The 23909-nt window shown below is 36.0% G+C and carries 19 protein-coding genes; 5 read left to right on the top strand and 14 right to left on the bottom strand.

Annotated features, from left to right (window positions below; all coding sequences use genetic code 11):
* Positions 1-16 precede the first annotated feature (16 nt).
* Positions 17-616: an RdgB/HAM1 family non-canonical purine NTP pyrophosphatase gene (gene rdgB, locus KF896_12680; GenBank protein MBX3044563.1), complete on the bottom strand. Its 600-nt coding sequence runs from the start codon at positions 614-616 to the stop codon at positions 17-19.
* Positions 613-1713 carry a methylmalonyl Co-A mutase-associated GTPase MeaB gene (gene meaB / locus KF896_12675; protein MBX3044562.1) on the bottom strand — a complete coding sequence of 367 codons (1101 nt, stop codon included), beginning with the start codon at positions 1711-1713 and terminating at the stop codon, positions 613-615. Before meaB ends, rdgB begins: the two co-directional genes overlap by 4 nt.
* A gap of 243 nt (positions 1714-1956) precedes the next feature.
* Between meaB and KF896_12670 the strand changes: the two genes are divergently transcribed.
* Positions 1957-4545, top strand: coding sequence for a RecQ family ATP-dependent DNA helicase (locus KF896_12670; protein MBX3044561.1), 2589 nt, complete (start codon positions 1957-1959; stop codon positions 4543-4545).
* On the opposite strand, the gene KF896_12665 is transcribed toward KF896_12670, so the two are convergent.
* From KF896_12665 to KF896_12655, 3 genes are all read right to left on the bottom strand, one after another.
* A complete protein-coding gene (locus KF896_12665) occupies positions 4540-4764 on the bottom strand; it encodes a hypothetical protein (GenBank protein MBX3044560.1) in 225 nt (74 codons plus the stop codon). The two genes, KF896_12670 and KF896_12665, sit on opposite strands and share 6 nt — an antisense overlap.
* 1 nt (position 4765) lies before the next feature.
* Positions 4766-5506: a DUF481 domain-containing protein gene (locus KF896_12660; GenBank protein MBX3044559.1), complete on the bottom strand. Its 741-nt coding sequence runs from the start codon at positions 5504-5506 to the stop codon at positions 4766-4768.
* Between the two features lie 154 nt (positions 5507-5660).
* On the bottom strand, positions 5661-6140 hold the full coding sequence (locus KF896_12655) for a hypothetical protein (protein MBX3044558.1): 480 nt from the start codon (positions 6138-6140) through the stop codon (positions 5661-5663).
* Positions 6141-6368: 228 nt separating this feature from the next.
* Here KF896_12655 and pepT point away from each other — a divergent pair, with 228 nt between their 5' ends.
* The 3 genes from pepT (at position 6369) to KF896_12640 (ending at position 10794) form a co-directional block, all read left to right on the top strand.
* Complete coding sequence (gene pepT / locus KF896_12650; protein MBX3044557.1) at positions 6369-7622, top strand: peptidase T; 1254 nt, start codon at positions 6369-6371, stop codon at positions 7620-7622.
* Between the two features lie 33 nt (positions 7623-7655).
* Complete coding sequence (locus tag KF896_12645; GenBank protein MBX3044556.1) at positions 7656-9680, top strand: oligopeptide transporter, OPT family; 2025 nt, start codon at positions 7656-7658, stop codon at positions 9678-9680.
* A 67-nt stretch (positions 9681-9747) separates the two neighbouring features.
* The gene (locus tag KF896_12640; GenBank protein MBX3044555.1) at positions 9748-10794 is read left to right on the top strand and encodes a hypothetical protein; all 1047 of its coding nucleotides are present in this window, start codon (positions 9748-9750) and stop codon (positions 10792-10794) included.
* 250 nt (positions 10795-11044) lie between these two features.
* Here KF896_12640 and KF896_12635 read toward each other — a convergent pair whose 3' ends face one another.
* The 9 genes from KF896_12635 to KF896_12595 all read right to left on the bottom strand — a co-directional run bounded on the left by KF896_12635 (position 11045) and on the right by KF896_12595 (position 21310).
* Positions 11045-11281, bottom strand: coding sequence for a hypothetical protein (locus KF896_12635; GenBank protein MBX3044554.1), 237 nt, complete (start codon positions 11279-11281; stop codon positions 11045-11047).
* Positions 11282-11373: 92 nt separating this feature from the next.
* Positions 11374-13491 (bottom strand): AGE family epimerase/isomerase, encoded by a 2118-nt coding sequence (locus KF896_12630; protein ID MBX3044553.1) that lies wholly within the window; start codon positions 13489-13491, stop codon positions 11374-11376.
* A 9-nt stretch (positions 13492-13500) separates the two neighbouring features.
* On the bottom strand, positions 13501-15582 hold the full coding sequence (glgX, locus tag KF896_12625; GenBank protein MBX3044552.1) for a glycogen debranching protein GlgX: 2082 nt from the start codon (positions 15580-15582) through the stop codon (positions 13501-13503).
* A gap of 7 nt (positions 15583-15589) precedes the next feature.
* Positions 15590-16159, bottom strand: coding sequence for a DJ-1/PfpI family protein (locus KF896_12620; GenBank protein MBX3044551.1), 570 nt, complete (start codon positions 16157-16159; stop codon positions 15590-15592).
* Complete coding sequence (locus tag KF896_12615) at positions 16156-18240, bottom strand: hypothetical protein (protein ID MBX3044550.1); 2085 nt, start codon at positions 18238-18240, stop codon at positions 16156-16158. The genes KF896_12620 and KF896_12615 overlap by 4 nt, the downstream gene beginning before the upstream one ends.
* A gap of 169 nt (positions 18241-18409) precedes the next feature.
* Entirely contained in the window at positions 18410-19240 is an 831-nt protein-coding gene (locus tag KF896_12610) for a type 1 glutamine amidotransferase domain-containing protein (protein MBX3044549.1), read from the bottom strand.
* A 23-nt stretch (positions 19241-19263) separates the two neighbouring features.
* The gene (locus tag KF896_12605) at positions 19264-20088 is read right to left on the bottom strand and encodes an MBL fold metallo-hydrolase (GenBank protein ID MBX3044548.1); all 825 of its coding nucleotides are present in this window, start codon (positions 20086-20088) and stop codon (positions 19264-19266) included.
* 13 nt (positions 20089-20101) lie between these two features.
* A complete protein-coding gene (locus KF896_12600) occupies positions 20102-20857 on the bottom strand; it encodes a DJ-1/PfpI family protein (GenBank protein ID MBX3044547.1) in 756 nt (251 codons plus the stop codon).
* A 30-nt stretch (positions 20858-20887) separates the two neighbouring features.
* Positions 20888-21310 carry an ester cyclase gene (locus KF896_12595; protein MBX3044546.1) on the bottom strand — a complete coding sequence of 141 codons (423 nt, stop codon included), beginning with the start codon at positions 21308-21310 and terminating at the stop codon, positions 20888-20890.
* Between the two features lie 442 nt (positions 21311-21752).
* Here KF896_12595 and KF896_12590 point away from each other — a divergent pair, with 442 nt between their 5' ends.
* A complete protein-coding gene (locus KF896_12590; protein MBX3044545.1) occupies positions 21753-23900 on the top strand; it encodes a hypothetical protein in 2148 nt (715 codons plus the stop codon).
* Positions 23901-23909 lie beyond the last annotated feature (9 nt).

Raw genomic sequence — 23909 nt, 5'->3', positions numbered from 1 at the left:
ATTATTCACTGTTTATTTAGTTTTTGGTTTTGTATTTTTCAATAAAGTCATCTAAAGCGCGCTTTCTATGTGAAATTTGATTTTTGATTTCAGCAGGAAGCTCCGCAAAGGTGCTTTCATAGCCGTCAGGAATGAAAATCGGGTCATATCCAAAACCGCCGCTACCTCTTTCTGAAAGAGAAATTCTTCCTTCCACTTTGCCGACGCCCTGAATGATTTCATTTCCATCAAAATAGCAAATTACACATCTGAATCTTGCCTTTAAATTTCCACAGTCTTTTGCTAAAACCTCATCCAATACCTTTTTTCTGTTTGCCGCATCATCACCGTGCACTCCGGCATATCTTGCAGAAGTAACACCGGGCTTCAAACCAAGACAATCCACTTCAAGACCGCTATCATCTGAAATTACAGGCATTCCTGCCGCTTTATTGAAAGCAAGGGCTTTTATTTCGGCATTTTCCTCGAATGTCAACCCGGTTTCTTCAACCTCCAAACCTCCAAGATACAAATCCTGAGGCAATACAAGACTTGAAGAAAGTCCAGCATCAATAAAGATTTGCTTGAATTCTTCAGCTTTGTGTTTATTATTGCTTGCTAATAAAATTTTGCTCATTTTTCTCCAAAATATTTCTTAATCAATAAATTTACTGCCTGAGTTGGTGTAACCTCGGCTGATAGTACGCGGTTTTCAAGCTCGCTTCTTAATTTCCGAATCTCGGAATTGCCGAAAAACCGTCTGTGAACTTCATCTTCGACCATAGAATTAACCCAATTAATGAGCTGCTCATTTCTTCTTTTCTCAAAAATTCCGGAATCTTTAGTATTAATCATAAATTCATTTATCACAGACCAAACTTCTTCAATACCATCGTTGTTCAGAGCCGAGCAAGTCATTGCTTTGGGTATCCAGCCTTCAGTAGCAGATGTAAGCAATCTGAGTGCATTGCTGTAAGATGCTTTGGTCAGATTGGCTCTGTCTTTATAATTTCCTTCAGCCTTATTTATTACAATCGAATCCGCTAATTCTACAACCCCTTTCTTAATTCCCTGGAGCTCATCGCCGGAACCCGGGAGCAGCAAGAGAAGGAAAAAGTCAACCATTGAGCGAACAGTAACTTCACTCTGACCTACACCAATTGTTTCAATCAGTATGACATCATAACCTGCAGCTTCACAAACTAAAATTGTCTCGCGGGTTTTTCTTGCTACTCCGCCAAGTGTGCCGCCTGATGGCGATGGTCGGATATATGCATGATGCTCTCGGGATAAGTATTCCATTCTGGTTTTGTCGCCCAGAATAGAGCCACCCGATACTGTTGAGCTTGGGTCAACTGCCAGCACAGCCACTTTAAAGCCATTTTTACAGAGGAACATTCCTAATGATTCGATAAAAGTGCTTTTTCCGGCTCCCGGCGGACCGGTTATTCCGATTCTGACAGATTTCCCGGAATATGGTAAAAGTTCCTTAATTACTGATTGAGTAAGCTCTGTATGTTTTTCGTTATTGCTCTCTATAAGAGTAATTGCTTTCGATAATATTACAGTATTGCTTTCCAAAACTCCCCGAACAAAATCCTCTACATTTAGTGTCTTTCTTTTGACTACTTTATACTTATGCACTTGATTGATACTTACACCCGGCATAACTGAACTGGCGAATTCATCTCCGCCTTTTTCAGGTACCCACTCAGGTTTTTTTTTGTTGCTCATGATATTTAAAAATCAATTCTTTGAAATTGGAAAAAATATTATACTTTTTAAAAAAAACAGAAATTCAATATTTATATAACTATTGACTGTGAAATAAATTTTTTGCAAATTCAATTGTTGAAAAATTTTGATGTAATAAAACCATCTTATTTCATTTGTTTCAATATTACTTGAATAATTTTGTGTATTTTTGCAAACATTTTTATTCAACAATCAAAATTACAAATGAATCAGCTCGGCATAATGCTAAAAAAATATTTCGGTTTCGATACTTTCAGGTCCGGGCAGGAAGAAGTAATTAGTTCAGTGCTGAATTGTAATGATACTCTTGCGGTAATGCCAACCGGTGGCGGTAAATCAATTTGTTATCAACTTCCTGCTATGATTATGCCCGGAACTGTTTTGGTAGTGTCGCCATTAATTGCATTGATGAAAGATCAGGTTGACACTCTGATTTCCGGGAATATCAGAGCAACATCAATAAACAGCACATTACCTTATGACGAAATTAACAATAGACTTGCAAGAGCATCTGAAGGCTATTATAAACTGGTTTATGTTGCTCCTGAAAGGCTTGTCAATAAATATTTTCTGAGCCTTTTACAAAATATGAACATATCGTTCATCGCCATTGACGAGGCGCACTGTATATCGGAATGGGGACATGATTTCAGACCATCTTATCAAAATATCAATAAAATATTCGATTTCATTCCAAGATGTCCGGTTCTTGCATTAACTGCGACAGCAACAATGGAAGTACAGGATGATATTGTGTCATCGCTAAAGATGAATAATCCGAAAAAGTTTGTCAAAGGATTCGACAGAACTAATTTATCATATCACACCGAAAAAGTATATGATAAAGTTGAACGAATTTCTGAGATAGTTTCCGGGATAAGCGATGGCTCAACAATTATCTATGCAGGCTCTCGAAAGAGAGTGGAATATTTTGCAGAAGAACTAAGAAAATCAGGAATTAAAGCAGAATCATATCATGCCGGAATGAAAGTGTTGCTAAGAAATGCCGTACAGGAAAGATTTATTTCAGGCAAAATAAAAGTCATAGTTGCAACAAATGCTTTTGGTATGGGCATTGATAAGTCTGATGTTCGAAATGTAATTCACGTTGATTATCCACTTACAATTGAAGCATATTATCAGGAAGCAGGTCGAGCAGGAAGAGACGGCAAACATTCTGACTGCTGGTTACTTTATAATGAAAGTGATAAAGATTTACCAGAATTTTTTATCAAATCTACATATCCTGTTAAGAAGGATGTGGACAAAGTTTTATCCGAAATTTCTTCAGGTTTTACAAATGCTTCAGCAGCTGAATCCGAAAATTATAATATACCTGACCCGCTGAACCTGGCAAATAAATTAAGTATGGATTTCAGGACTGTCAAATCAATTTTTGGTTTATTGGAAAGAAATGAGGTCATCGCAAGAGGATATTATCATAATAGTTCAGAAATTTTCATCGGGACATCAAAGGATAGAATTCACGAGTATTACGCAAATTCCTCTGATGAGCGTAAAGCAGCTCTTGAAGCACTGTTAAGAAGTGTTAATCCGGATGTTTTTTCAAGAAAAGTCAGTTTAAATATCAAAGATATTATTGTTAAGCAATCAATACCCAAAAGTGATTTTGATGAACTTATCAAATCAATGCAAATGCTTGGAATGGTTTCTTATTTTTCCAAAAGTAGTGAGGAAAGTTACTTCCTGAATAATTTTATTCATAGTTCGGATGAAATCAATATTGATTTTGAGAAAATACAAAAAAGATGCGTCCACGCAATTAAGAAGTTAGATCAGGTAATTCGTTATGGATTAACTAATGATTGCAAAAGGAACTTCATTCTCGAATATTTTAATGATGATGATTTCAAGGGAAATTGTGGAAGATGTTCTTCTTGCAAATCAAATAAAATTAAAAATACTGTAAATTCGTCTTCCAATAATTATGAAAATTTCGAGTTATATGTTCTAAAGTTTTTAGTTGAGAACAAAAATAGCGTTAAGCTGTCTGACATAAAAGTTTACTTTGAAGAAAATGTTTTAGCAGGTGTCAGCAGAAAATTTCCAAATATTTTATTGAATTTTAAACCTGACGATTTCATAAATAACTTGCTTAACAGTCTAAATGAGAAGAGATTAGTAGAATTTCAAAAAGCAAATAAAAGTAAAATATATATAACCAAAGCTGGTGAAGAATTTTTAAAGCAATTACCGGAGCAATCTAGAACCATGGCGAGACCCGAAAAAGTAAAAACTAAAAGCGAAATGATTTTCAATAAATTAGTCACATTAAGACGCGAAATCGCTGAAAATGCAGGAGTAGTTCCACGTGGCATTATAAGTGATGTCGCAATGCGCAAGATAGCTGAAGTAATGCCTGAAACAGAATATGACCTTAAGAATGTTTCTGGTGTAAGTCAATTATTTGTGCAAAAATTTGCTAAAATATTTTTACAGGAATTAGCAAAAATTAAATTAAATCCAAAAGAACAAAAAGTATCAAAAGTTGCAAAAGATGCATTAAGACTGCTGGAGCAGGGAGAAGACTTTGACAAAATAAAAACAAGACTTTTTGCAGGTAATTCGCTTATGATGGCTAATTATGTTGTAGAAATACTTGAAGCAGGTTATGACCTGCCAAGGAAAGAGCTTGTACCGGATACAATTTATCGGCAGGTTAAAGCATGTATTAAGAAAAATCCTGACTTGGGTCAGCGAGATTTACAATCTAAACTAGCAATTGATATTGAGCCACCAATTATGAAAATGGCATATGCCTTTGCCAAAAATGACTTAGGTATTTTATAAATCAAGATAATGTCTTAAAAGTGCCGTTAATCTGTTGATTTCTATCTTTTTAGCTAAAATATTCAAATGATTGATTTTGAATGCAAGTCCCAGATTTTTGAGTGGGGCTTGCATTTTTTGCTTCATTACAGGCACAAGTGCTTTAGTAAGCCGAATCTTCCTTTCGATTGCTATTGGGTCAGATGTTACATGATAATATTTTACTTTTCTTTCGATCATTTTAAAAATTAATAGTTATTCCATTTTGCAATTCAAAATCATATTTTTTAAGACCGGTCGGGGGTTCATTGTCGAAGCGATAGATACCTGAAACAAAGAATGCAAGAAATTTATTTATTGATACTGAAAATCTCGATTCGTGTAACAGCCTGAAATCTGAAATATTTCCTAAATAGGGTTGAAAATATGTAACTGAAAAAATATTTACATTATCCTGAAACGTATATCGCAGACTCAAAAAATTTGTTGAACGAATGTATTTAGTAAGAGGTTTGGCTGTATCTGCGACTTCTTCATACTCATACATAAATCCTATTCCAAATTCGACAGTAATTTTATGGATTGAATCACTTGCTGACTTATTAAATGGATTAATTCTAAGCCCGCCACCTCCAACAAATCGTTCTTTGAGGCTTATAAAATCATTATACTCAATTTGAGAAAATATTTCAGGCTCTGCAAATTTATCTTTATTCAAAATCAATCTCCAATGTGCAAAACCTTTGTTTGTTATCAGGCTTCTGTTACCCTCCTTGTATTCGATATTTCCAACCAGATAAGTTATGAAATTGGGTTGGTAAAGGTCTATTCGATAATCACCCTGATATTTGTAAAATTCCTCGTTTCCCATTTTAAGATTTGCAGATAAATTTATAGAATGATAAAATCCATCAGCTTTGAAATCACGGAACTTTTCAGTATTTTTTTGGCTATAAGACTTGACAGAAAATAGTAAAATCATTAAAGTTAATAATAAGACAAATTCAATTAACCGATTATACAGAATTTTCATTTTTTGAAACTTTTTCTAGTTTATGAACGTATTAAATAATAACATAGTTCTACTCCTTTTGATAAACCACAGTCAGCAATTTTTTTACGGCTGTGGTTTTTTATTATTCATATCCATAAAATCGGATTTCTTCAGTAAACTCATGAATATGCTTCTTGACAACATCAAAAACCAGTTTGCTCTCTGCTGACATTTTATTGAACGATTCATCGAAACCAAAAGTAGCTGAAAGTTTAGAATATAATTTTATAGTAATGTTCAAATAATTAAATGCTGATTTCAAAATATCTTCCGGCAGACTATGGTCACCAACTACGGATACATCATCAAGCAAGCTTTCTAAACCGGATATATCAAAATCCGAAATAGTATCTTTCTTAATCTTTAATTGATGATTTTTATAATTAGATGTCAGCTCGTGCATAAATGCCTTATGGCTGACCTTAGTGCGTGCAAATGTTTCGAAGTAAACTTTCAACTCGGAAATCCGGCTAAATCTCCTTGCAGATTTTGAGAAAAAATTGACTCCGGAATCCTCAATTTTTAAGGATTTTTCCAAAAATTTTAAAATTTTATCATTCATAACAATTTCCTAATACGAAATTACAGATAATTCAAAAATACTATTTTTTTTGAATATATTTCTTATTCTGTGCATTTAATTGAAAATAATGTTCGAATATTGATAATTTCATTTTTTTTAACAAAAAGTGATTTAAAACAATCAATTTTTAACAAAAAATTTGTTAAGCAAGTTAAAAAAAGTTAATTTGTAATTTTTTTAATTTCAAATTTTAAAATAGGTTTTTGTATGAAGCAACAAGTTTTAGAAAAGCTCTTAAGATATGTGAAAATTGACACTCAGTCAGACCCGGCTGTTAATGAAACCCCCAGCACTCAAAAACAATTCGACCTTGCTAATCTCCTCGTTGATGAGCTGAAAGTAATGGGCATCAAAGATGTTGAAATTGATGATAAATGCTATGTCTATGCTACAATTCCATCAAATATTCCCGCTGATGACCCTGCTTACGGCAAAGTCCCCGCTGTAGGTTTTGTTGCTCACGTGGATACTTCGCCTGATACAACCGGTGCTAATGTCAAACCTCAAATTATTGAAAATTATCAGGGTGGAGATATTGTCCTTCCGGCTGATAACAATGTCATAATCAAGGTTTCAGAATGTCCGGCTATGAATAAGTGCATTGGGCATACTTTGGTTACAACTGATGGAACCACTTTACTTGGTTCTGATGATAAATCCGGTGTTGCAGCAATTATGATGGCAGCGGAATATTTTATGAATAATCCTCAGATTATTCATGGTGATATACGCATCGGTTTTACTCCTGATGAGGAAATTGGTCGTGGCGCAAATCATTTTGATGTAGCAAAATTCAACTGCGAATATGCTTATACAATTGACGGCGAAATGCCCGGTGAAATCAACAAGGAAACTTTCAGTGCAAATGCCTGCATAGTAAAAGCATACGGACGTGATATTCATCCCGGATTCGGAAAAAATATCATGGTAAATTCTCTTCGTGCTATCGCTGATGTTATTGCTCTTACTCCGCGTGATATGGCACCTGAAACTACCGAAGGTTACGAACCATATATTCATCCGCATAAAGTTACCGGTTCTGTTGACTATTCAGAGCTTCAGCTTCTTTTTCGTGATTTCAAAACTGAAGGGTTGGACGTACAGAAGCAAATGATGGAAGAAATTGTTGCCAAAGTGCAGGAAAATCATCCAAAAGTAAGATTTGAAGTTGAGGTTATTGAATACTACCGCAATATGCTCGATTTACTTGAAGCGCAGCCACACGGACTTGATTATCTTTGGGAAGCAGCAGTTCGCTCCGGAGTTGAACCATACTGGAATCCAATCCGCGGTGGTACTGATGGCAGCCGTCTGACAGCAATGGGCTTGCCTACTCCTAATATTTATACCGGTGGGCAGAATTTCCACAGCAAAACTGAATGGGTTTCAGTTGATGCGCTGGTTAAATCTGTCGAAACCATAATTAATTTAGTACAGATTTGGGTTGAAAAGAAACGTTAATATTCACTAACAGTATTATTTACAGGAACGTACATGGAACATAGTTCATTAGACAAAAGCGGTTTGCCTGAAAATGCTTACCGCGAGCTTAAACCGGGTGAAGAGTATTTACCCGTAATGCCTGCAAACAAGGTATTTCCTGAAGTTACACCCTGGTCAGTCGGTATGGGTTTGCTGATGGCTGTTATTTTTTCGGCAGCAGCAGCATTCTCAGGACTAAAGATTGGGCAGGTTTTTGAGGCAGCAATTCCGATTTCAATTATTGCAGTTGGCGCCTCTACATTTTTTAAAGTTAAAAATCCTTTAGGACAGAATGTAATCATTCAGTCAATTGGTGCAAGTTCCGGTGTAATTGTTGCCGGTGCCATTTTTACAATACCGGGATTATATATTTTACAGTATAAATATCCGGAGATTCAGGTTAGCTTCTTCCAGATATTTTTCTCATCATTACTTGGTGGTTTTCTGGGGATACTATTCCTGATTCCTTTCAGAAAGTATTTTGTTAAGGATATGCACGGAAAATTTCCGTTTCCGGAAGCTACTGCCACGACAGAAATCCTCATCACCGGCGAAAAAGGTGGCTCACAGGCGGGCATTCTTATCAGTAGCGGGCTGATTGGCGGGTTGTTTGATTTTATGTTCGGCTCTTTGAAATTATGGTCTGAGGTAATAACTTCAAAAATGGTTCCGATTGGTGCTGCACTTGCAGAAAAATCAAAAATTATTATGAAGTTAAATGTCAGCGCCCTGATATTCAGTTTCGGATATTTGGTAGGTCTGAAGTTTTCCACTATAATTGTAGTTGGTTCTTTACTTTCGTGGCTTGTATTTATACCGCTTCTTAATGCAATCGGCGGAGTAATTGCAGGTGCTGACGGAGTGAATTTCTTTGCGGCAATGAGCCCGGAAGATATATTCCGCCAGTATGTTCGTCCAATTGGTATCGGTGCTATTGCTATGGCAGGTATCATCGGCATAATAAAATCATCAGGTGTAATCGGAACGGCATTCAAACTTGCAGTTGCCGGACTACTTGGTAAAAATGTCGGTGGCGAAACTGAGGAAATCCGCACTCAACAAGACCTTAAAATGACATTTGTGATTATTTTCTCACTTCTGACAATTATTGGTGTATTTGTATTTTTGATGACCGGTGTCGAAATTAATCTGTCACAGGCATTGATTGCACTTGCCACGCTTGTTATTATTTCATTCCTCTTTACTACAGTAGCAGCTAATGCAATCGCTATTGTGGGTACAAACCCCGTATCAGGTATGACACTGATGACACTCATTATTTCATCAATCGTCCTTGTACAAGCCGGTCTTCAGGGACCAACAGGTATGGTCAGTGCCCTCATAATTGGCGGTATTGTTTGTACTGCACTATCAATGGCAGGTGGCTTTATCACTGATTTGAAAGTAGGTTACTGGCTTGGTTCATCACCTCGCAAACAGGAATCATGGAAATTCCTTGGAACACTTGTTTCAGCCGGTACAGTAGGTGTGGTGATTTACATTCTAAGTCAGGCGTATGGTTTTGTAAAATCAGAGCAATTCCCTGACCCGCTTGTAGCACCGCAGGCAAACGCTATGGCAGCAGTAATTGAGCCGCTTATGCTTCCCGGAGCAGAAATCGTATGGATGCTCTTTGTAGTTGGTGCAATTATTGCACTTCTTGTCAACTGGCTTGGCATTTCCCCGCTTGCTTTTGCATTGGGTATGTTCATTCCTCTTGACTTAAATACTCCGCTCATCGTTGGTGGATTGATTTCCCATTATATCGGTAAAAGCTCACAGGATGCAAAACTTGCTAATGCCCGCAAACAGCGTGGTACGCTCATTGCTTCCGGATTTATCGCCGGTGCGGCACTCTTTGGTGTATTCGGCGCCCTGCTAATGTTTATTAATAATATGGGCTGGGCAAGCATCAATCTCAATCTCAATATTTGGGAAGAAGGTGCTGTCGGCTCTGAAATTCTCGCATTATTTGCATTCCTCGGACTTCTCGCCTACTTCATCTGGGATTCTCTCAGAGCAAAAGTCGAAGATTAGTCTGATTTTCTCTCATGCTCCACCTCGAAAGGGGTGGAGCGTGGGGAAGTTTAAATTTGAGGTAAATATGAAAACAATTCTTTACATATCAACAATTATTCTATTCTCCATCAGTTCTCTTTCACATGAGAACAGATTGAATCCAATCAATGAACCGGATGTCCATGGCGGATACCGGAAATGTACAGTTTTGAATATATTTTATGATAATAGTGAATTACCGCATAGTAATAAAATGTCTGAAATAATTTATTACAATGAAAATGGAAAAATTACTGAACATATAGAATTTACATTATATAATAATAGATTTTTAATAGCCAATCATATCTATCATGATAGCTGTATTATAAAATATGAAAAATCAATTGATGATGATGGTAAAATTTTTCGTTCAAACTTTTATGAGTATTGTAAAAATGGTGAATTGTTATCGAATATATCATTAGACTCTACATCAACATTTGAATATTTATTAATGATCGATTTTGAAGAGGCAGGATATTTGAAAAGAGAGTTGTCTTTTGATAATCAAAACTTGATTTTTTTAACCCACATTACCAAGTTAAATGCAAATGGGAAAAAAATATTAGAACAAATTTATGATAAAAGCAATAATTTGAAAAGCCAATATGCAATGAAATATGATAGTACAGGCAATATGATTGAATATCGAGATGGAATTGACAGTAATGATGTAAGTAAGTCTGTTTGCAAATATGATAAAAATGGTAACATTCTTGAAGAAATTTCATTTAATTCCGACAATGATACTTCCTACCATACGATTTATGTGCATAACTTAACTGAAAATTATATTGATATTGTTGACATTAATGGTGATAGAATGCGAAATAAATCAAGAATGTATAGGGATGATAGGGAAAATATAACCAAATGGATATTTTACAACGAAAATGATGAGATTGAAAGAATTAATTATCATTATTATGATTCCGAATATAGACATATTGGTCATACAATCATGGAAAATGATAAGATATATTACAAATTAACTCGAGAATTTGATAAATATGGTAATATATTGAAGCGAACTTACTATGATAATGATGACAAAATCAAAGATGAAACTTTATATATTTATGAATTTTGAATTTATTTTTCTTTGAAATATTGTCAAAAAATATTTGTTTTTTGATTTAGTTTAATTGCTTAGTGTTGATTATGCAAAAAAATCACTCTTAGCATGTAACGATATTGCAAGAAAAACCTGACTTTCCGATATGAATCTTAATGAAATTAATGCAGAAATCAGTACTGTGAGAAATGCAAAAAATTATGATTGCTTGAATAATTGTTCTTTGATAGTATTTTGATAAAAAAGTAATTAGATATAATTAAAATTACTTTTCAAGTTGCTGTTCGATTTGTTCATCAATGGTTACTTCGTCAAGTGTTTCAACACCTTCGAATATATGTACAAAAGAAGTAAGTGCCTGATTAAATCCAAATATAATAATTATATGGTGAACTTTAACATCAAAACCCATTAATTCTTCAGTCGTAACTTCAAAAAATTCGATTAATCCTGTTATAAGCATAGCAATACCCATAAAAAACCTGAATCTTGGGCTTTCCATGTATTTTGCGATTTTTTTGAATGTTTTTTTCATATCCTGAATAAAATTCGGGGCTACAAAGATTAAATATAATTTGCAGCCCCTTAAATTAATTATACAAAACTAACTTCTTCAGTAAATTCATCTTTTTCTAATGCATCCTTAGGCTGGCCACTGGCACCTTTTAACAATATTTTTTCTGAAATATCAATTTTTTGTCGAACAAAAATAAGAGCCCTGGCACCTTCAGGGGAAAGGTATGTCAGATTATTCATATCAATTGTCAACTGATGATTCTGTCCGAGCTGCGACAAATAACTTCTTAATTGATTAACAGCATTTTTGTCAAGTTCACCTGATAAAGTCAATAATGCATTATCACCTTCAAAGCTTAAACTGCAATCAAAATGTTCAAGTCCGGATGTTGGTGAGATTTCAACTTTCACACGAACTTGTTCACTAAAACCGGATAAATTAACCGAAAGCTCTTCAGCATTAAAATCATTGTAAACTTCATCATTTACTAATACTTTAGTTAATTTAACAGAGCCAAATGGCAGCAAGTCAGGAGCTACACGTAAAACTCCATTTGATAAATCTTTAGGATTTGGCTTAAAGTAAAAAGTCATGGGCTGTTTGGTGATGAGAAGATTAGTATAAACTGCAGCAAGGTAACATAATTCAAATGAGTGATACCCACTCATGGAATGAGAACCTTTTTCACGCTCAGTTCCAAGCAAATATGGAAGACCATTAGCCAAAACATTGAAATATATTGCGCCCGAGTCATGGTCTAAAAACCACGCATTATAGAAACTTGAAGACTCGCGGGCATATTTCAGATAGTCATTATTTCCATAAGTACCATGCATAATAAGGTATGCTAAAATTCCCTGTTCTTGTTGCCACCAAGCTTTTCTGTCGTGCCATGCAAATCTGTGGAAACTATGATTTCCGGATAAAGTTCTGTCAACTACATCATACCAACCACCTCTCTGCTTATCCATTCCATGTTCGGGCATCAGTTGTGCAATTCTGTGCGCAAATTCACTATAACTGTCTTTTTTGATTAAGTTATATACTCTGGTAAGGTTCCATGCGATTTTCAAATTATGACCAACAACTGCACGATTTTGCTGCCATCCCCAGGATTGGTCTTTACTCCAGTCTTCATGGAATTTTTCCTGGACAAATGGAGAATTATCGTAATCACCAAAATGTTCAGTAATCATATCAGCTGTATATTCAAGCATTTTTTTGAAATCTTCTTCGCCTGTAGCTAAAAATAAATTGATTAAGTATGCAGGTGTATGGTCACCGACTGAATTCCAGTTTTTTCGGCTCTTATCTCTTGTCAAAGATTCGGCACGCGGGTCAAAAGTAACAGGGTCAATATGTGAAAAATAGCCACCTTTCTCTTTATCAATAAAAAATTTATTGAAAAGATTTACAGTTTTTCTGGCATCATCATAAATTCTTTTATCACCGGTGATTCTATAAGTCTGTATAGGACCGGCAAGCGCATATATTTGCTCATAAGCTGGTATTGCATCATAATCATCGCCAAATTCGGAAGCCAGTATTTTCTTGACTTTATTTCCAACTCTATCAATGGCATGATACCAAAAAACAATATCTTCAGTTGAGTCAACAGCTCTGAAATGTTCCCTTAGATAGATTGTTCCTTTTTCTGCAGCTTCAAGGAATTTATCATTTCCTGTAAGCATATACGCAGAAGCAAACCCATAGACAAGTCTGGATATTGTATCGGTTTCCTGTCTCGAACTACCTGTTTTTGTACCTTCAAGAGTGAGCTCTGTTCTATAATTCGTAAAATCAATTTCATCACTGCCAAACTGAGCATTGATATAGAAATTACCAAGCTGCTCTACTTGCTTAATCCACCACTCAGGAGTTTCGAAGCGATATTCTTTTTCAGATCTTCCTACAAAAACAATATGCTTTGCTTCAAAAGGAGCATTATCCTCTGGGAAAAAAGTTCCGTAAGCAAAAAGAAATCTGCCCGGTTCAAGCATATCACGCATATTGTCGGTAGCATTGATGAACGGCTCTCCAAGATTTCTAACAAGCTCTGCAAAAGTTGTATCTGTCAGAGCGACGTTATATTCTCTTTTGTCGGATGTTTCCAAAACAAAAATTCCGCTCGAAAAATCAAATGATTTTACATAGCCGGAAATCAGATCTGAGAATGTAAAATTCATATTTTGCATAATGATTACCTATTTTGATATTAAAATAATTACTGTATATGGATTTACTTTATATTTTTTTGAATCCTGATTGATTTTAATTCCGGCAGGAACGATATCGTCAGGTGATTTTTTTGAGGTATCAACAAACCTGAACCAGGTCAAACCATTAAGAAAAGGTATTTCAAATTCTAATTCCTCGTAGTGCATATTAACCATTACATGAATATTGGGTTTATTTGTGGTAAATGAGGCTATAGTAAAAGCAAGAGCTTTTCCTTGAGGGTCATTCCAACCGGGTTTGTTTAGCTCTACACCGTGCCATTCAATATCCTTCAAGCCGAATGAATTAATTTGTCCTGAGAAGAAGTCCTCACTCATCAATGCAGGATTAGATTTTCTGAATTCAATCATATATTTCCAAAATCTGAATAAATCAGAATTTATTTCTGTCTGATTCCAGTCAAACCAAGCTGTTTCGTTATTTTGGCAATATACATTATTATTGCCGTTCTGAGATTTTCCGACTTCATCACCTGAAAGTAACATCGGAACACCTTTTGAAAGCATCAATAATGCCGCGAAATTTTTGATTCTTTGTTTTCTAAAAGCTTCTAAATTCAAATCATCAGAGCCGCCTTCAAGACCGGAATTCCAACTCATATTGTCGTCAACACCATCATTATTATTTTCACCATTCGCTTCATTGTGCTTGCAATTGTAAGACACAAGGTCACGCATTGTAAAACCATCATGGCAATTGATGAAATTAATACTGTTTGTGGGTTTATGACGAGTATGCTGATAAAGGTCAGCACTGCCGGCTATTCTGGTTGCAACCTGACTTATGATTCCTGAATCACCTTTCAGATATTTCCTCAAAGTATCACGGTACTTACCATTCCATTCGCTCCATCTGTATCCGGGGAAAGAGCCAATTTGATAAAGACCGGCTGCATCCCAAGCTTCAGCAATTAGTTTGGTATTATCGAAAGTTTCATCAAGTTCAAGATTCCAAATTAAAGGAGGATGCTCGAGAGGCTTACCGTCTTCTCCACGAGATAAAATAGAGCCTTCGTCGAATCTGAATCCATCAACATGCATTTCTTCCACCCAAAACCTTAAGCAATCAAAAATGAATTTCTCAATTGCAGGATGATTTGCTTTAACAGTATTTCCGCAGCCCGAATAATCAAAATAGTATTCATTATTGCCAGGTACGAGAAAATAATATACTGAATTGTCAATTCCTTTGAAATTAAAGTAAGGTCCCTGATGATTGCCCTCATCAGTATGATTGAATACAACGTCAAGAATCACTTCAATACCGGCTTTGTGCAAAGCTTTGACCATATCCCTGAATTCGTTGATATGATTGCCTGTTTCAGGATTTATACAATATGATGCGTGTGGTGCAAAAAATGATATTGTGCTGTATCCCCAATAGTTATAAAGCGGTTTTCCATCAGGTGTTCTTCCGATTTCGGTTTTATCATCAAACGCAAAAACCGGAAGCAGCTCAACCGCTGTCACTCCAAGCTCTTTTAAGTATGGTATTTTTTCGATTACAGCTTTGAAAGTTCCCGGATTATCTACTTTTGAATTAGGATTCCTTGTAAATCCACCAACATGCATCTCATAGATGATAGAATCCTTTAGCGGAGTGTTTATAGGTGTGTCACCCTCCCAGTCATAACCTCTTAAATCAATGATTACGCTTCTTAATGCTTTGGAAGTATTATCATGATTCTGAGTTGCTGCTCCTCTGTCAAAAACACTATCGGTCATTCCTTTGCAATATGGGTCAAGCAAAACTTTATTAGGGTTGAATCTGTGCCCTTTATAAGGTTCATTAGGTCCATAGACTCTTAGATTATAATGTGTACCGGGCTTTAGTCCTTCTACATAAACATGCCAGAAGTGAAAAGTTCTGTTATTCTTTGGGTCAAATCTAATTGTCTGAATTGGAATTAAGTCATCATGTTCATCAAAAATAAGCAATTCTACTCCTTCTGCGTTCTCTGAATATAACGAGAAATTTGTGCCCTTGTCGTCAGGAGTTGCACCTAAAGGATGTTGATTACCATTTGATATTTTATATTTGCCAGCCATTATAACCTTATTTACTATTTAATATTTCAATAATCCTTTTTGCAAAGAGGTGTGCATGTCCACCAGAACGTCCTGTTACAAGGTCGCTATCAACAACTACATCTTCATTTACATACACAGCACCGTAAGCTTTTGCATCTCCAATCAAATTATTATGGCATACTAATTTACGACCTTTTACAAGTTCAGTTGCAGGTGCTGTAAGCCACAATCCATGGCAAATTATACCTTTCAAAATGTTTTTATTTGAGAAGGCTCGTATGAGAAACTCAGTTGCAGGAGGTATTTTATCTACATCTTCTGTATACCTGAGTCTGTCTGAAACCATACCTGATGGAACTATAACTGCGGCATACTCTGCCAATTGCTCATCACTCATATCCTCGAAGGACTTGAAACAATCCATAGGTACTTTGTATTCGTGTCCATAAAATGTCAGCTTCTCTTGTCCCCATAATCTTGAAAGAAAGTCTATCTCAATTCCTTCTTCCGGGAATCTGTATTTATAATAAAATATTTCATTTTCATAATAATCGCTTTCAATTAAGATTGCGATTTTCATTCCTGCTGTACTCATAAAATGCTTACTCCTTTTGTATTATTAATTTCTAATGCAGCAATGACTTTACCGGCATTTTTCTTGAATATATCATCATTCATGGCGCTTAAAGCAAGCTTGTGCGGTGATTTTCCGGTATGGTCATCGATGTCAATATCAGCCCCTTTTTTAATCATCCAGCTTATTTGCTCCAGGTGTTTATCAAGTGCATCGCCCGATGAAGTAAGTGCTCTGTGGACGCTGTCCTGAAGTGCTGTCTGTCCGTTTACGGCGGGTTTGCAGTTCATCGCAAACTTAAAGGCAAGTGGTTTCATAAATCCATAAATCAGTTGCAATATATTGAAATGATTAAGAACAGATGCCCGTATAACAGCATCTACTCTCATTGGATGTAATTCTTCAATATCTGCATCAGCACCGGATTCGAGCAAATATTTGCTTATTTCGTATCTTGCAGTTGCAACTTCCTTACTTGAATCAACTCCAGTGATAGCAGTAATAATTGGGGTTTCAGATAAAATTCCGCCGAGTTGGTTTATATCGAACTCAGGATTTGATATTATTTTTTGTAAATCCTCAATTAAATTATTCTTATCAAATTCGATGTTATCTAAATCATAATCTTGCGAGTTTATTTTTTTGAAAAAGTTGCTTATTTTCTCAACAAACTCATCTGTCAATGTATTCTTTGAGTAAAAAGTTGAATCAAATTTTCTGACATCTTGTAGCAAGTTCGTAAGATACTGATTACGGCTTTCTGTAGTACTGATATCGTGTTGCAAAGCAATGGCTTTGAGCTCACTGTTGCCCCATAATTCAGCCATTGATGAAATATTGTAACCACGAACATTTGATGCACTTGTCAGCTTGAGCTGAATTTCTCCTAAAGCACTTTCGTCTTGTGTACTGAAAATATCGCTTAGATTCTCAAAAATATATCTGATTGAATTGATATGCTTTTCCGAACCAAAGAATACAAGCTGAAGCAGTAAAGTATGTCCGTTGATTCTTGATATTTCAAATAAATTTTCTGGTTTGTGCTTGAGCAAAGCCATAATAGTATTCAAATCTCCGCTCTGACCTGCAAAATAAAATGATGAAGCATCAGCTGATTCTAACTTATAACCAATATCTGCAGCTGGTGAGTCATCATCATTTAATAAATATTCAACAATTTCTGAATTGCCTCTTACAGAAGCTCTTTGTAAAAGTGACCAGCCCGTAAGATTCAGACTGTTTTTCGGGAAGCCACGTTTAATTTGCTTTGACAGGGTATCTATGTCACCGTCTTCAGCAGCTTTAAATATTGGATTAATTATCCAGTTTAGTATTGACAAATTTTGATATAGAAAGTTCGCCGATAAATTTTTACCATCATCGGAAATTAAATAATCTATATTGTCCAAAATCCAGTTCATGAGTTCAATTTTATAAGCTGTTTCTGACACAAGGTCAAGCAATCTCATAACACAATAGCTTACCCAAAGATTAGGATTTATACCATCTTCAGAAAAGCCACCCGATAAGGTCTGGGATTTTAGCACTAAGGCTATTATTTCATCAATCTTATCTGGTTTAATTCCTGCTCTGAGCAATGCACTTGCTGAAATTGCATTATTCAGAACCGAATCACCAAAAATACCGGAATCGTTTAATTGAGAGTTGAAAAAATCTATGGAGTTTTGAGGAATATAATTCAATTTGCATTCGTCAACAACACCGATTGTCATAAAATGTTCCTCACGAATAGTTGCATTATCAGACATATACTTAATGCAATCATCTGCAATATTATTAAAAACAATTTTTGCTCCCAGATTCTTAATTCCAAGAAGACAGCCGGCAGTAGTAAATACATTATCCTGATTGCTTGCCGGATTCTTGAAGGCATGCGTTTCCGGATTATAATGTTTTAGAAGATATTCAAAAGTTGTGTCAGGATTACTTGGTGAAATTTCAAATAATTCGAATATTTTCAGACAGCTTAATGTAGCTTGAGGGTCTTCGGTAGTATTCGGTAAATTTGAATAACCACCGCTTTCCTTCTGCAATGATCTTATAAAACTAATAATTTTGTTCTTTAATTCGCTCGTTATCATTCTTGATTTTTCTATATTATTCAAAACAAAATGAGATTTAGAATATCTGGTTAATTGTTGTTTCTATATATAACTTGTCTGTAGGAGAGAAGCCGAAAATTTTGACAATTAATATAATTAAATGATACAAAAACTTCGACTTCACTCATTCAGACAAAAAATCAGTTTACTACTTCCAACCGTATTTTTTGATGCCTTCTGACAGACATTTTACAAATACTTCACCGCAAAGGTCAGATGATGCAACAGAGCGGCTCGTGAGGAATGGATAATCCAGAATCACAGATGTTCTTCTTCCGACATTGCCATGGAACTGACCTTCAGGACCAACTGTATCCCTTAGTATGTATTCCAGAGAAAATGGTGGTGCACCGAAATTCAAATAATCTCCGTTTGCCATTAATGACCAGCCTTCAGTGTAGTCATATTCCATAGTGTGACCTGTGCAATGCTTACCGCGAAGAATACTTTGACGTGTGTCAAGTTCGCGTGCAAAAGCAAGGCAGGTTACAGTATAGCACTCAGCACCGATTAATTTGTCGGCATAATAAAAACCGAGAATCAAATCGTGAAGACGCTGATTATTGACCATATCAACAATTGGTCCGCTGCCACCGACTAAAAGTAAACCGTCGTACTCGCTGATTTTTTCCCAAGCCTGTGACCTTGCTCCGTAGTATTTTTCTAAGCTGCCGACATAATTATCAGCACTTAAATATGGACGAACAGGAAACCAATCTTTAAGAGAAAGTCTTCCTGCAAAGAATTCTTCCCAATTGATGTTTTTTCCTCTCTCAGCAAGCTCAGGGCTTGTAACACAGCGACCCAGAGGAGGATCTTTATATGTGTCGTCAAGACTTGCTCCGTCAGGGAAGGGAAGTGCACCCGTCGGTGTGATTATATCATAAGTGTAACCGGCTTTGTTGAAATGGTCTATAGGTAGAAGTAATTCTTCAATCCAGAAGCCATGTTCAGATACCGCTATCAAAATCTTTTTCATTTGTTTTCTCCGAAATTTATTAATTACTCAGAATCAGTTTCACCGAAAAGTCTTGGCAAATATATGTCAATTATTGCAGATCCTTGGCGATTTGGATATTTTGATAAAAGTGCATTTTTGAGCTCTTCTTTTGATGAGCCGCCTGTAAAAAGTTCTTTTGCATAGCTCAAATATTCATAATTCTCTTTGATTTCATCTTTTCCGCATGGTTGCCCGTGGCCGGCAAGGAATAATTCATAGTCCGAATTGTAAATATCCTTAAGGGCATTTATCCAGTTATCAAAATCTGAAGTCAAATATATATGAGAGCCGCTATAAATTAAATCCTGCAAAATATATACTTTTGCATCGGGCAGTTTTACTGATAAATGGAATTCGGTTTCTGTATGCAAATGCTTTACAAATTCAAATTTAATGCCATCAATAATTTCCTCACCGGTTTCGACAACATTCTGAGGAATAGCAAGCTGCTTTGGTACAAAATCACCGAAAACTGCCTCTCTGTCAACACGTATTGCTTCGCCGTTGTTTTTTAAAAATTCTATTGTTTCCGGAAGTGCGTAACCGGGGATATCGCCAAATGCAGCTCCAAGACCAAAAAAGTGGTCGGGATGGTCATGCGATAAATAAATTCTTGATATCGGCTTGCCAAGGCTATCGGCATAAGCTCTGAACTGCATTGCATAAGGCACTACAAACTGACCGTCAATTATTATCAAACTGCTTTGAGTTTCGATTATATGTGTTGCATCTGCTAAAAAATACTCCGGTGAAATGAATGTATGAATCTTTAAATGTTCATTTTCGAATGATACTTTGATTTCTGGAGCAGGTAGTTGGTTTTCCATTTGATTATTTCCTTTATGCTAATACTTCTACTAATTTGTCGCCGAATGCCACTGCGGATTCAACTGAAAGACCTGTTACAAATGGAGCATCCCATACAACACTTGGTTTTTCTCTGCTTGTTGTAGGGTCTGAGTGTACTTTGCCGTTTGGTCCGACTGCATCTTCGACCATATATTGAAGTGGAAATACAAAACCGCTTGTTTTCATTTTTATATCAGGATTGTCTTCTGTTGCACGGACTACATCATAGCCTAAATCACCTACAAAATCCCAAGCGTGGGGATGAGCCGTTACTTGTTTGCCATAGATAACACTTTTCATATTGTTATCAGGGTCGCGGGTAAATGATAATGCCGCAACTGCATAGCACAACGCACCTATAATTTTGCCAGATTTGTACGCTTGAAGGACTAAATTATGAACCATCATATTGCCTGCCACATCAAGTGCTGAGCCGGCTCCGCCGACTATTACCAATGCATCATATTCATCCATATCTGCATCTGACATTTTTACAGGATTGTCCCATTCGCCGGTATCCAGAATTTCATTAACACGTGCCAAAAGCTCGGGGGGATTCATCTTGATTTTCTGCATTGGGTCCACAAATTCAGGATCCATACTGATTTTTCCCGGCAATGGTGTTTTACCAAGGAATGTGGTCAATGTAAGCTCATGACCGGCTTTCTTTAATGCATCCCAAGGAGCTTGAAGCTCTTCTGCCCAAACACCATAGTTCGATGCAACTACTAAAATTTTCTTGCCCATTTATAAATCCTCATTTATTATTAAAATTAATTATTCTTGTCCGCTGAGTTGTCTTATTGCTGTCCCCCAATCTTCGAGATGGCGGAGCTCTACGATTTTTCCGTTGGATATCTTGTGTATGTCAATTGTCATTATACTGAATTTGCGTCCGCTGTGTGGCACCATAAAGTCTGTGTTCGGTGTACCGGAAAGTTCACTCCTTACTGCGACTTGGTCGCCTGATACGAAAAAGTCAAGTATTTCAACGTTTATATCAGGTACTATCTCGAAAAGTCCGGCGATATAAGGGCGTGTATCGGATTTTGTCCTGTATTTGTCGTTGGTATAGTATGATTTCCAATCATCATCCAATACTCCGAAGCCCAAATCCCAATCTCTTCTGTCTGAACAGAACAGATTATAGAATGGTGTTATGATTTCGAAGGCTTGTTCTTTAGTTAGCATATTTGACATTTGTTTTTTTCCTTTAGTTAATTAAATATATATTTAGACTATCACCAATATAATTATTGTAACGTTTTAATAAAAAAAATCGGATTCATATAAAATTAATATTCGCTTAACCTAATACCTGCTGTTTCTTCATTATTTAACTTTCTCTATATTTATTGCAAAATATTGACTTATTTTGTTATTTTTAAAAGTGTTTACAATATTGGCACGGTATTTACTACTATACATTTATTACTTGCAATTTTAAAAATGTGCTATATAAATGGTTTTTTCTCTGAATTATGCATCGAATTTAAGTGCAGGCTTAAAATTCAGTAATTTTACTTAAATTCTTATTGATTCATATATCATATTTTTGTACTGTGATAAAAGTAAATTTGTTAAATATATTTTAAATATGAAAATGTTACTAAATAATTTTATTCTATATTTTGGAGATGTTATGAAAAGTTTTACGAAACTAGGCAGAACTTTACTTGTACTTTCAGTACTTGCTCTGCTTCCTTTTAGCGATGCTATGTCGCAGAATTTTATTATGGAAACCGGAGGAGCGACTTATAACGCTACCTGCGGCGGTGTTATCAAAATGAAAGCTACTTCCGGTCAGTTTGTTAACAATGGCGGTAACACTCTTGGTATTACTGCACCTGCTAACGCTATTGAAGGTATTGTAGAATGGGCAGCTACTTCAGCTACACAAACTGCTCAAGGCCTTTATTACGAAAAAATGATGCTTTCCGGTGCTGCAAATAAAACTATTGCTGATGGTGTTTATATTGTTGGTGAAGCGTGTGACCCTGCTGATTTATTGACCGGATATGGTGATTTCGCTACTTATCCGTTCTTTATCACTGTTGGTCAGCTTGCTACTGTCAATGACTTCCAGGGTACATTTAACTATATTGGTGATGGTCAAACTACATTCCCAGTTACCGGCGATGACTCTTACAACAATCTTGCTCTTGATGGCACCAACCATACTATTCCTGTTGGAACAACTACAGTTGATGGTACAATTACTTTGCCAACCGGTCCTTTAGCAGTTGACGGTACACTTAACTCAGGTGCAACATCTACTTTGGACGGAGTAGTAAATGTTAATAGTGGTGGTAACTTCCAAATTGGAACAGGTGACATTACATTCGACGGTAATGTGTTTGTCAACAATGGTGGTATTCTTAATGGTGGTGTCGGTGATATCATCATTGGTGCTTCTTCAACACTGGCTTTAGCAGGAAATACTTCAATTGTTGACCTTGATGCCGGCGAAGAATTATTCATCACAGGTAACTTTACAAATGGTGGTGACGGTACAAACATTGATTTCGAATGTACTTCAGTTGTAACTTATAATGGTACTGCTGCTAATCAGTTGATTTTACCGACAATTACTTCAAATCCTTATGGTATTTTGAATTTATCTGATGGTAGCAAACGTGGTGGTACTGCCGGATATGGTAATAATATTGAAATTTGCGGTAACTTTTCACTTGCTGATGGTAACTTAGATATGTTAACTAACAGCGGCTATGTAAATATGTTAAACGAAACAAGCCTTGCTAATTATACCGGTTTAGTAGAAGTAGAAGGTGCTTTCAGACGTCAGTTTACTACTGCTGCAGTCGGTCCTTATACATTTAATAACAGCGGAACACTTTTGACTTTTGCAGGAGATGCCGGTTTTGGTCCTGATGCTGCTGGATATTATCAGCTAAATATTGATGGTGGAACTAATCCAATTAATTACATTGCAAATACTGATATCAACAGAAGAATTATTCCTTCTTATGGTGGTGGTATTGGTAGTATTGAATATGTTCTTCAAGTTGCTTACCTTGAAGCAGAAGTTCCCGGAACTTTTGCAGCCGGCTTGACAGAAGGCGATCTGAAATTCTTCGAAGCTGATGGTGCTGCTACTACTGATGTAGAAAAAGTTGCCGGTACTGGTTATACAAGAACAAATGCTTCTGGTGGTAACTTCGGTTTATTATCTTTAGCCGGTATCATTGATGGTACAAATTCTGTTGACGAAATTATCGAAAGAGAATTTACTTCAGGGCATGACCTTGTATTACGTGCAAACAACACTATGTACTCTATCTTAGATGGTCGTTGGTCTAATCCAAATGTATGGGATGAAGGCAGAATTCCTGATGAAGATGATAACATTGAAGTTCGTAATCTTATTTATGTAGGTATTGACGGTCCATTTGCCGGTACTACAGGTGGTGCGGATAATACTCCAACATTAAACACAAGAGCTGAATTTGATGATTATGGTTCAAATCCTGCTGCAAATACTATTAGAATAGGTAATTTTGCTAATGCTTCACTTATCATTGGTAATGAAGATAACACTGCTGCTTACATACACAAAACAAAAGCTACAGGTACTGCATTTACTAACGTAAATACAAATACTACAGTTGTTGGTGACCTTTTCACAAGAGCTAAAAATTTGGTTGTTAAAACTAATGTTAATGGTCTTTGGTTAACAAGTTTTGGCGCTAACCCTGCAGTTCTTGGTACAGCACAAATTCAAAACGAAGGTGCTATTAATAACCAAGGTATCATCGAAATCGGTGAATAATCATTTGGT

The organism is Ignavibacteriota bacterium, assembly GCA_019637995.1.
Classification (GTDB): Bacteria; Bacteroidota; Ignavibacteria; order Kapaibacteriales; family UBA2268; genus JANJTB01.
Note: the sequence above shows the minus strand (reverse complement) of the source record. Positions and strands in the feature narration are given on the sequence as shown.